Origin of the sequence: Reichenbachiella sp., assembly GCF_039941815.1 — a bacterium.
GTDB lineage: Bacteria > Bacteroidota > Bacteroidia > Cytophagales > Cyclobacteriaceae > Reichenbachiella.
Genome location: NZ_JBDVDW010000057.1, coordinates 58,008 through 69,783 on the forward strand (window position 1 = coordinate 58,008; position 11,776 = coordinate 69,783).

At 37.2% G+C, this 11,776-nt stretch carries 9 protein-coding genes; 3 read left to right on the top strand and 6 right to left on the bottom strand.

All coding sequences use genetic code 11. From position 1 onward, the window contains the following. Positions 1-76 precede the first annotated feature (76 nt). The gene (locus tag ABJF11_RS12205) at positions 77-1,213 is read right to left on the bottom strand and encodes a response regulator (RefSeq protein ID WP_348120142.1); all 1,137 of its coding nucleotides are present in this window, start codon (positions 1,211-1,213) and stop codon (positions 77-79) included. A 1-nt stretch (position 1,214) separates the two neighbouring features. Continuing rightward, on the bottom strand, positions 1,215-3,914 hold the full coding sequence (locus ABJF11_RS12210) for an ATP-binding protein (protein ID WP_348120144.1): 2,700 nt from the start codon (positions 3,912-3,914) through the stop codon (positions 1,215-1,217). A gap of 420 nt (positions 3,915-4,334) precedes the next feature. Here ABJF11_RS12210 and ABJF11_RS12215 point away from each other — a divergent pair, with 420 nt between their 5' ends. Further along, positions 4,335-4,859, top strand: a complete 525-nt coding sequence (locus tag ABJF11_RS12215; protein ID WP_348120145.1) for a hypothetical protein — start codon at positions 4,335-4,337, stop codon at positions 4,857-4,859. 97 nt (positions 4,860-4,956) lie between these two features. On the opposite strand, the gene ABJF11_RS12220 is transcribed toward ABJF11_RS12215, so the two are convergent. After that, positions 4,957-6,666 (bottom strand): Na/Pi cotransporter family protein, encoded by a 1,710-nt coding sequence (locus ABJF11_RS12220; protein WP_348120146.1) that lies wholly within the window; start codon positions 6,664-6,666, stop codon positions 4,957-4,959. Between the two features lie 182 nt (positions 6,667-6,848). On the opposite strand from ABJF11_RS12220, the gene ABJF11_RS12225 reads away from it, so the two are divergent. Beyond that, entirely contained in the window at positions 6,849-7,958 is a 1,110-nt protein-coding gene (locus ABJF11_RS12225) for a Na/Pi symporter (RefSeq protein ID WP_348120147.1), read from the top strand. An 81-nt stretch (positions 7,959-8,039) separates the two neighbouring features. Further along, positions 8,040-9,227, top strand: coding sequence for a porin (locus ABJF11_RS12230; RefSeq protein WP_348120148.1), 1,188 nt, complete (start codon positions 8,040-8,042; stop codon positions 9,225-9,227). Positions 9,228-9,280: 53 nt separating this feature from the next. Here ABJF11_RS12230 and ABJF11_RS12235 read toward each other — a convergent pair whose 3' ends face one another. The 3 genes from ABJF11_RS12235 to ABJF11_RS12245 form a co-directional block, all read right to left on the bottom strand. Further along, positions 9,281-10,072, bottom strand: a complete 792-nt coding sequence (locus tag ABJF11_RS12235; RefSeq protein WP_348120149.1) for a helix-turn-helix domain-containing protein — start codon at positions 10,070-10,072, stop codon at positions 9,281-9,283. Between the two features lie 54 nt (positions 10,073-10,126). Next, positions 10,127-10,408, bottom strand: a complete 282-nt coding sequence (locus ABJF11_RS12240; RefSeq protein ID WP_348120150.1) for a hypothetical protein — start codon at positions 10,406-10,408, stop codon at positions 10,127-10,129. 136 nt (positions 10,409-10,544) lie between these two features. Then, positions 10,545-11,759 (bottom strand): DEAD/DEAH box helicase, encoded by a 1,215-nt coding sequence (locus ABJF11_RS12245; protein WP_348120151.1) that lies wholly within the window; start codon positions 11,757-11,759, stop codon positions 10,545-10,547. Positions 11,760-11,776: the final 17 nt, after the last annotated feature.

Consider the following 11,776-nt stretch of genomic DNA (forward strand, 5'->3'; position numbering starts at 1 on the left):
GGATGTACGTACTAAGACTAAGAACTAACATTAGGATTGCCGCCTCTGGACATTCTCCAAAGGGTATTTATTGCCGTTAGTCAAGCTTAATCGCAAGCATACATTTAGAATTGTCTCCGCTGAGTTTCTCATTGATTTTTTCCGATTGCTCTTTCAGAGCCAGCGTGGAGTAACCTTTTAACATCTGAAGGAAATTTTTTCCTTCAACTTTAGGGTCTTCTGATGGGATAATCTGTCCTATCATGTCCTTAGACACCAAATAAATGGTGGATACATTTTCGAATGTTTTTTGCTCTGGGCTTCCTTTGGATTCGTTCAAATTTATGTCCTCACCAGAACCTTTCACTGACTTCAGTTCGCCATCACTGCTGGCACAATAGATGTCTTGATTGGCACCAGAAAACGAAACCTTCTTGGATTTGTTGTCAATAATCACGACGGCAATATCGAATGATCCGATGTCAGCCTGTTCATTAAACCTGCTTTTTATGCTATTTGTAAGTTGACTAATAATCTCTGTGCTTTTGGTCACGCCTTCTTTATATACGATCTCAGTGAGACTCATATTGATAAATGAATTCAGTGCCACCGTATTTAGTTTGCAATTCTGTCCATTGTAAAACGCTACAATCGACTTATCACCGGCATTTCCAAACCAATAGCCGTGGCGATTGGTCTTATTCTTATCAAAGATGAGAAAGCCATCAGTAAATACTTTTTTGAGGTCAGTTTCCTCAGGAAGAAATGAGAATACCAGATCGGCAGGATCCATTCCTTCTTTACTTGATTTGAATTTATCCTCGAGATGTTTCTTTTCCAGAGCCTTATCAAACTCTACTTTTAGTTGATCCCGATCCCATGGCTTGACCAGATACTTGTCAAGTCCGAATTCGTTGACAGCTCTAATAATAGCTCCAATGTCACTAAATCCAGTCATGATCATTCGAACAATACTTGGGTGCTTAGGAACTATCTTGGCTAGTAAGTCCACTCCTGACATCCTAGGCATTTGTTGATCTGTAATTATCAAATCTACCTTCTTGTCATTGAGGATTTCTAAAGCATCAAATCCATTCAACGCAGTGAATACATTGTAATCTCTTTTGAACGCATGCTGAAATATTCTAAGATTTACTGGCTCATCGTCCACATATAAAATGCTGTATTTCTTGACACTTTCTTTTCTTTGTGGACGCTGTAATACTAATTCCATACTAACCTAATTTCAAGTTTTCTTCTTCCAAAATTTTATCGTCAACTTCTAACTTTTTAGGAAGGTTGATAATAAAAGTGGTTCCCACACCCATTTTGCTTTCAACTCTAATTTTTCCATTATGTTTCTCAATAATACCATGAGAAATTGACAATCCCAATCCCGTTCCTTTACCAATTTCTTTTGTGGTAAAAAACGGGTCAAATATTTTATCCTTGACATCATCTGGCATTCCAGAACCGTTGTCAGAAATTCTAATTTCTATAGACTGATCATCCAGATTGATAGTTTTGATGGTGATCACACCTTCATCATCAATGGCGTCTATTGCATTGTTAATAAGATTTACAAATACCTGATTGAGTTGGCCTGGAAAACATTGCACTTGTGGCATTGTCTCGTCCATATCTTTCACTATTTCAGTTTTGTTCTTGTATTTGTTTTTCAGGATCAATAGTGCCGAATCGAAACTCTCATTGATATCGGTTTCTTTCACCTCTGCTTCATCGTGTCGAGAGAAACTCCTAAGTCCATTGACTATTTCAGTGATTCTTAGAATGCCATACCTTACGTCTTCAAGCAGTTCTTTACTAGAGTCTTCTATTTCACTTAAGAAATCCTCGTCTTCTTTTAATACTTCGGCATATTTTTTTATTTCATCAAATGAATCCAGCGCTAACACTTTCTGATAATTGCCTAGGAAGCTTTCAATTTCACCAAAGTTTTTAGTCAACGATTGAACCCCACTCGATACAAAGTTGATTGGATTGTTGATTTCGTGTGCGATACCTGCGGTAAGTAAACCAAGAGAGGACATTTTTTCTGCCTGCACCAAGTGCACCTGAGTGTTTTTTAAATCCAGATTAGTTTTTTCTAATTGCTCCTTGATGGCTTGCTCTTTCTTCAACAACACCTTTAGATTAACATGAGCCTTCTTCAATTTATTGTTCATGGCCAGCATGGCTTCTGAACTCTTTTTCAATTGGATATTTCTATTGAGAATCGTCTTCTGCTGTTCAGCCAGATTTTGATTCTGTTCGCGAATGGTCTTACTATTATTATAAGTTCGATAAAAGGCTATACCAAGTATGGCTAGAATAAGAATTGTAGCCCCGATCGCAATGAAATAGAGCATTTTGGCTTGCCTGTCACTCTCAAGTTTTTCCGATTGAAGTTCAGTCTGTTGCCTCAGGATTTTTCTTTCCTTTTCGAGAAGTTCAAGTTCTTTAGACCTTTCGGCTTCACTCAGCTTTTGTAATTCTGCATCAATCTGAAGTCTTTCAAGTTCTGCTTCTCTAGAACTAGCTTCATTTGTCTTTTCTGTAATGAGTAGTTCTTGCTTTGCTCTTTCAGCTTCTAGTTTCTTTTTCTGTAACTCCTGAGCCTGTAGCCTGGCCTGTTGTTCAATAATTTCAATGTCTTTCAATTTTTGCTGAGCCTTGAGTCTCTCTCTATCCTGAGCTAGCTTTCTATTTTCTACTGTGGAAATTCTTGCTCTGGCTTCTTGCTCATAGCTTTCTGCAAGATTCTCTTTGGCTACTGACAACTTTGGTCTGATTCTATCGGGGTCTCCTATCTGCAGCTTTACAGCTTCATAAAGTGACTTATATTTTATCTCTTGCGTCTCATTACCTTTCTCTTGATTCACAAGTGTGAGCATCTTATAGGTATCAAGCAATGTTATTCTTGTATTTCGCTCAATGCCTATTTTTTCTGCCTTCTCCAGGTTATTGGCTGCCCCGCGTAAATCTCCTCTTTCAATAGCCAACTCTGCCATCTGATTATAGTTGCGAGCCATACCTTCTGGATTCCTTTTTCTTTCATTAGATGCCAATGCATTCTCAAAGTTTTGCATGGCTTTGCTGTACTCTTCACTAGACGCATACGCTTTACCTAAAGCTTCTAATGACATAGTGCTTTGTGCATCCTTGCTTACAGAAATATTTGCATACTTAATGGCATTTTTATTGTCTCCGATTTTGATAAACTGAAGCGCCAAATTTCTTGTGATATTCGAAAGGTTTGCATTATCACCTTTGTCTTTTATCCTATCATAATAAGCCAGGCCATATTTAGTGGATTGAGCTGCATTATTAGTTTTGATGTTATCAAGAAACAACTGCTTCTGTGCTGTACTTATATAGGAATATAAACTTTCTGAAATTGCGAGCTTAAGTAATGTTTCAAAAGTAGAAATGGATTTGTCGAATTGATTTGAGCGACTATAGTTATAGCCTAACTCTTGTATGGCGCTAGCCTTTTCTCGTTTTTTTCCAAGATCGTCAAAGTTCTTAATGGCCCTTTGGTAATAATCGGTAGCTTTTTCATAAGCTCCCATACTCGAATAGGTCTTGGCAAGAGCCAGATTTCCTTTTCCTAGATTATCCTGATCATTCTGCCGTTCTGCAGCCAAGATGATACCAAGATATGAATTGACAGCCTTCTTGTAATCTCTTTTAGACAAATAAATATTGCCTATAACTTCCTTAAATTCAATGATAAGTTCTTGATTACCAAGTGTCTCGGCCTGATCTAGTCCCAGGAGAGCATGCCCAATTGCTCCTTCGAGGTTACCCCGTTTCTGGTTATATTTTGTTTTTTCAAGAAGAGATTTAGCCTCAGTGTAGCTTGCCTGTTGTGCTTGCACTGTAATACTCACACACAAGAAGAGCATCAATATTAGGGCTGCTGAATTTCTCATAACTTTTTTGCTTCCGTGTCCCATTCCTGAGACAATCTTTAGGATACCAATTCAAACTGATCTAAATATCAATTTTCTAATATTCATTCGATCTAAATTGACCTTACAATTATGATCTTTTTATTCAGATTTCAAAAAAATAATAGATAATATCTAGCCATTATTCGACCAATTCTATGAATACTTCTATGAATTTGAATGAACTTCTAAATATAGTAATTCTTTAAATATATACTTAATGATATTAACTTGTATTATTCTAATAAGAATTGATCAGATACCCTAAAACTATTTTGATATAGTCTGAAATCATTTGCTTTAAGCTAATAGGACATTGATACTCCTAATGACATCGAATTGGGGTGTTTTTGATTTGTTGGATTTTCCCGTTAAGTTTATTCTTCTTAACTACTTATACTTATGAAAACTAAATTACTACTAATCTTGATGTTAGTTGGATGTTACCAAGTATCCAGAGCTCAGGATGAATCCGAGGATATTTACAAGGTCATTGATGAATTGACCATAAAGTGGGATACTGAAGCTGTAAACCTGCAGAAGTACGAAGGGTTGTCCAATTATTGCAAAAACAGAACGTACCGAGTAGAAATGGTGCGATTGCTCAATAAAATCCATCATTACGATACGGTTTTGTATCAAACCGTAAAGGCCAAATTCGATACGGGAAGTGACCCTGAGGCCAAAGCCACATTGGATGATATCGAACATGTAGAAATCAAGTACACAACAAAAAGTTTTTTGGATTTCCTACATAAGGAATGCAACAAATTTAATGACGTTGAAAAGAACTATGGGCAAAAGGGTGGTAACAAGTATATCAAGGAGACCCAGGCCCTGGAAAAGGAAGCTGGTAAATATATATTGGTCATCACTGAAAGGATAGACTTGATCGATGAACATGTACACCATCTTGAGGAGAACTAGAAGGATTTCAATCCTTGGACAATAGCTCCCGATCTATAAAAAGCAAAGGCCCGATATCATGCGATATCGGGCCTTTGTTTATTTTAAGCCTAAATAACTAGGATACAGATACGTGTTCCTCAATTCCAACAATACTTTCAGTCACGTTGATCACATGATCTCCTATCCTTTCACACCCAAAGATGATGTCTCGATAAACTATGCCTGTCTGCACATCGTAGTGATTTTCTTCAACACTCTTCCAATGCTTCTTGCTCAATTCCTTTTTCAACTTATTGATTGCGTTTTCCTTATCTCGGGCAGCATCGATTACGACTTCTGAATAATCAGATTTTAAATTCTTATGCATTTCAGTCAATGACAAATCGACCAGGTCAAATACCTTCTGAATATTTTTAATTTGATCTTCAGTGAATGATAGGTCATACTTATTTTTTCTGCCAATTTCACGAGACATTCTCATGAAAATATCTGCTACTCTTTCTAAGTCGCTTGTAACACTCATGATCGCTCGTATTTCTTCTGAGGCTGCTGTGCTGAGTCTTCCTTCAGAAACCTTCACCAAGTAGTTATCGATCTCCATTTCCAACTCATCGGTCCTGTTTTCATATTTGGAAATCTTCTCGGTTAAATAATCAATGCGTTTACTATCATTTGATTCTATCAGCTCCTGAACGAACTTGCTCATTTTCACCACATGCTTACTGAATTTAGCAACTTCTTTTCTAGCCTCCATCAATGACAATTCTGCTGTTCTCATTAATTGAGTACCAATAAATTCCAAATGAAATTCTTCGTCTTCGTCATCCTTAGATGATATCATTTTTGTAACTAAACTTTCAATCTGCGGCACGAACCATATCATGATCAATGTGTTCAAAATATTGAAACTTATATGGAAATAAGTCAAACCCCATTTAATGGCTGCAGTCTCAGTCAATGGCGAACCATTTCCTGTACTTGTCATTATAGAATCGATTCCATTAATATAAAAATGGAATATGAGCAGCATCCAGACCACCCCAAAGACATTGAACATGAAATGCGCCAGTGCTGCACGTTTTGCATGCACATTACCAACAAGAGCAGCTAGATTAGCTGTGATAGTTGTACCAATATTCTCTCCAAGTACTATTCCGGCAGCCATATCATACGGTATCCAACCATTATCACACATAATCAGGGTGATCGCCATGGCTGCGCTTGATGACTGTACAACTACAGTAAGTATAGTTCCAATCAATACTGCGATTACAACTGATAAGAATCCGAGATTATTTAAATCTGTAATCCAGGCTAGAATCTCTGGGTTGTGTTTCAAATCAGGAACGGCTCCTTTCAATGCGCTCAGCCCCATAAATAATAGTGCAAAGCCAATTAAGAATTCACCCCAATATTTTATTTCTGCTTTCTTAGCAAAAAGCATGGGAAAGCCTACAGCAATAATAGGCAAGGTATAATGAGAGATACTGAACTTGGAAAAGCCAAATACCAGTATGAGTACTGCAGTAATCGTAGTTCCAATATTGGCACCCATAATCACTCCTATGGCCTGTCTTAGTTTCAAAAGTCCAGCATTCACAAAACTCACTACCATCACGGTAGTAGCTGAGGATGATTGAATAATCGCTGTTGTTAGAAAACCAGTAAAAACACCACTGATTCGGTTCGAAGTAATGATGCTCATAACGGATCTCAATGAATCGCCCGCTACCTTTTGAATAGATTCACTCATCACTTTCATTCCATAAATGAAAAATCCAAGCGCTCCTATTAGTTTTAAAATGTCATAAATTCCGTATTCCACGAGATCGTTATTTTAATTTTCCTGAATTGATTTTAAATACGTGCAAAACTAGTAATAATTAGTCAGGCTCAATTTTAATTAAATGTTAAGCCTAATCCCAAATTGTAGCACCAAACCTCCAATTTGTTAACAATTACATAATATATCGCATTCTAAAGTAGTCTAATTTTGCAGCTTGAATTATGGGAGGTAGTACAAATCAAAAACAACTTAGTGTAATACAATTCATTCTGAGCATTTCATTAGCGCTAATAGTGTTTTTGTGGTCCCTAGATTTGATGACCAGCTCGTTTCAGGTCATTGGTAATGAGACTGTTATAAAAGTTTTGTCAATTACCTCAAATCCCTTCATCAGTCTTTTCATAGGATTGTTTATTACTGCGGTAATACAAAGTAGTTCTACCAGTACCTCGCTCATTGTAGCCATTGTGGCTTCTGGAGGATTATCGCTTGAGAATGCAGTACCTATGATCATGGGCGCAAACATTGGTACCACACTGACCAGTACGATTGTATCGCTTAGTTACATTACGGATAACAGAGAATTTAAGAACGCAATTGCTACTGGTGTGATGCATGATTTTTTCAACATTCTTACAGTTATCATTTTGTTTCCCCTTGAATACTATTATAACATTCTTTCAAGGCTTTCCATTTCAGTAGCTTCTGTTTTTAATCTTTCTCCATCAACTGATCTTGTGAAGTCAAAATCAGGAAGCAGTCTATTTGAATCAATCAACACTTTTTTAATCGATTTTGTAGATTACAAAATTTTATTAGTGATCGTAGCATGCATAAGTTTGTTTGCTTCAATAAAGATCATCTCAAAGATAATTTCCAACAGAATGATAGGCGCATCTAAAGAGCGATTTCAAGATGTGTTTTTTAAAAACAGGCTTAAATCATTCGGCCTCGGAACTGTATTAACTGCTGGAATTCAGTCAAGTTCGATTACAACCTCAATCATTGTTCCACTTGGTGCAACAGGCAAAATTCATCCGGATAAAATATTCCCATATATCGTGGGAGCAAACATTGGTACTACCATTACAGCACTCATAGCTGCATTCAACAAGTCAGAAGCTGCACTCAGTATTGCATTGGTACATTTTCTATTTAATTTAATTGGAACAATTATTTTCCTCCTCATACCATATCTCAATAAAGTACCGATTAGATATGCAAGGCAATTTGGACTCATGACAAGTCAGTATCGAATGATTGGTTTCTTCTACATTCTATTTGTTTTTTTCATCCTTCCTCTTGCCTTAATTTTCATCTACAAATTGTAGAATGACCTAACTAACATATATAGCAAAACAGTTTGAAAAATATTTAGATAAATAATTACATTGGAGTTTATATTCAGAAAAATGAAACTTACTTACTTTACTTTAGCATTCATGGCATGTGCTTTCATAGCCAATGCCCAATCTATGGAAGGCAGTAAAATCGGAAAAGGAATTCGATTTATGCCCAAGGATTCATCCTTTAGTATTCAGTGGAATACTCGATTTCAAAATCTTTATGAAGGCAAATACAATCTTGATTCAGAAGAATACAACGATAAGTTTTTGATTCGTAGATTCAGATTAAAATTCAAAGGATATCTGGTAAATCCAAAACTACAATATAAGATAGAATTGGCGATGTCTAATCGAGATCAAAAAAATGCTAACCCTGAAGATGGATCTAATATTGTGCTTGACGCCGTGGTTAAGTATAGATTTCATCCCAACTGGCAGCTTTGGGTGGGCCAGACCAAATTGCCTGGAAACAGAGAACGAGTCATTTCTTCGGGCAATCTTCAATTCGTGGACCGAAGTTATCTCAATAAACAATTTACAATTGATCGTGCCAAGGGAATTCAAATCAGACATGAGCACTCTTTAGGTAATATAGTACTAAGGGAAATTGGTGCGGTCACTATGGGAGATGGCAGGAATAACATCAACAATAACACTGGCGGGTATGATTATACCTTTAGAGGAGAAATTTTACCCTTTGGTAAATTTACCAACAAGGGTGATTATTTCGGTTCGGATCTGGCAAGGGAATCTTCCCCCAAACTATCTATTGGTGTAACTTTCGATTATAACCAGGACACTAAAAATACAGGCGGACAAATCGGCCAAGCACTTGAGGATACAGAAAGTACACTGGGCAACATAGTAATCGACGCCATGTTTAAGTACAAAGGTTTCTCATTTATGGGAGAATATGATGACAAATGGGTCGAAAGTGGTGATGCAACATCCGGAACCACCTCTGATGGCAGCGAACTACCATTCTATACAGGCAATGCCTTAAACGTACAAGCAGGCTATTTATTCAAGAGCAATTATGAAGTAGCTGGTAGATTTACTATGGTACAGCCAGAGAATACTGTAAAGGCACTCGGTACTGATTTCAATAGCAATAGGTATTCAATTGGATTTTCAAAATACATCGCAGGGCACACAGTCAAAATACAATCTACGGTCAGCTATGTTGATTATGAAACAATCAACGATGCAGATGATGAAATGCAATTTTTAATGCAGATGGAAATTGGGTTCTAGAAAATTTAGACGCAATCCTCTAGGGAAAGGCCATGCATGTAGCGTGGCCTTTTTTAGTTTGAATCTTTAAGTTTAACTATTTCGTTTTGAAGGTTTTTCACAATTCCGGAAAGCTCTTCGATTGTAAGGTCCTCTTTTCCCGTAGCATCTGGAAAGTCAATACTTATAAATGCTTTTGACTCCCAAACTTCTATTATATCTGATGCATCTATTTGATATGGGGAATAGGCTTTGTTGTCAGATACAAGAAATAACTTTCCATTCTCCTCCACATAGTTAAATACTCTTTTGTAAACAATTCCTTCTTCTCGACTCAGCAATACATAAGTTTTGCCATTCTTGATGTGAGAAATATTTTCAATATACTCTCCAATAATTACGGTGCCTGGCTGCAGAGGCAACATTGAATCTCCAGAAATCTCAAATGCCCGGTATGTAGCATTTTTTGGCAGCATAGGCAACTGAAATCTTGGCATATTCTCGATATATGATGGATCGGCATATCCATTCATATAACCAGCTGATGCTTTTTGAGGTATGAGTTCAATATTCTCATTTTCGTTTTGATCTACGGTAATAGCCAAAACTCTGGCTCCTCCATCTTGCGAGGTATATAACTCATCTTCAGATAGATCGCTTACCGTTTTACTAATCAAAGTATCCACACTTACATTGAACACTTCTGACATTCTGAGCAGGTTATTCAGCCTTGGGTCAGCTCTACCTTCTTCATACGCCCCAACCAGAGATCTTTTGATGCCTATGGCTTCTGCAAAGGTCTCCTGTGTGTAGCCGAATTTTTTTCTCAGAAATTTAATATTATTGTTAACCTTAGCTATTTCCATATTCAATTTTGTATTGATAACAAACTTAACAGAACCGTATGATTTATACTATAATCATGCATCGAATAGTACCATACCGGTGTCACTTTGGGCATGTTTGCCTATAGAATAAAGATTAATATGATGGAAATTTTCGCGATTTTTAACCTGGTCGAGTCTTTTCAAAATCTTTTCAACCACATGCTTCAAGGTCTCACCAGAATCTGCCAGAATATATCCATACATCTTCTTTGTCTTCTGTACAGATGCGTGAAATTTAACTTGACATTTACCTGATTTGAGCTTTTTTGATGTGAGTTTCAATTTGTACTCACCGCCTACCGTATATGTTTTCATTACTAATAATTTTATCATTAAATTAATTAAACCATTGATCTGATCAATTAATTAGCGCTAATGACAATAAAATTAGTATTTTAAATCAAGGTCACCAAATTAAATGCTAATTTTTTTAGTATTTAATTTATTAAACCTATTTCTTTCCGAATCTACGACTGTTTCGACCCCCACCTCCACGACTGGGCTTATATGTTTTCTTAGGATCATAGGCTGGGCCTTCACCTATATGCTCTGGTAACTTGATCTTCTGCACCTCTTTTCCAATAAGTGTCTCAATATTGGAGAAGTTGTACATATCTTCCTGATTTACAAATGTAAAAGCGACTCCATTGGCGTCTGCTCTTCCGGTCCGCCCGATACGATGCACATAGTCAGCAGGATCTCCAGGTACATTATAATTGATAACCATATCAATTTCTTTGATATCGATACCTCTACTCATCACGTCAGTGGCCACAAGTACATTGATTTTTTTATTGATAAAATCCTGTAGTACAGACTCTCTCTTGGCTTGCTCTAGTCCGGAGTGGATAGGTGCCGCATTGATTCCCAGACTACTAATTTCTCGTGCTATTTTATCAACTTCGCTTTTTCTTGAAAGGAATACAATGACACTGTCCATTTTCTTCGCTGAGAATATATGCTTTATCAAATCTGGTTTCTGACCATCATAGATCATGAATGCACCTTGCAGAATATTCTCTGAGGGCTTCGAGATTGCAATATTTATTTCTTCTGGGTCCTTTAGTATTTCTTTGGCTAGCTTCCTGATTTTAGGAGGCATTGTGGCTGAGAACATGAGTCGCTGGCAATCCTTCGGTATGTGCTTTATGATCTTCATCAGATCATCATAGAATCCCATATCAAGCATTCGATCTGCCTCATCAAGAATGAAGTGTTTTACTTTGGATAAGTCAACGTATTCCTGATTGATATGGGCAATCAATCTACCTGGTGTAGCAATGATAATATTTGCACCCTTGATCAGTGCTTTCTTCTGCACGTCCCAATTGGCACCATCTCCTCCTCCATATACTGCCAGGGAGCTTGTCTCTACAAAATACCCCAGTCCCTGTATCTGTTGATCTATTTGGACAGATAACTCTCTAGTGGGAACTACCACCAAGGCATCGATATTACCATGATCCGTTTGGTCGTTGATTTGCTGCATGGTGGGCAGTAGAAACGCGGCGGTCTTACCCGTACCAGTTTGCGCACATGCAATGAGGTCTTTGTTTTGTAAAACAATCGGAATAGCTTTCTCTTGAATGGGAGTGGTATTTTCAAAACCCATAGCATCCACTCCGTCCAAAACCGGAGGGTGAATACCAACTTCTTTAAATTTCAATGTATCTTATTGTTATT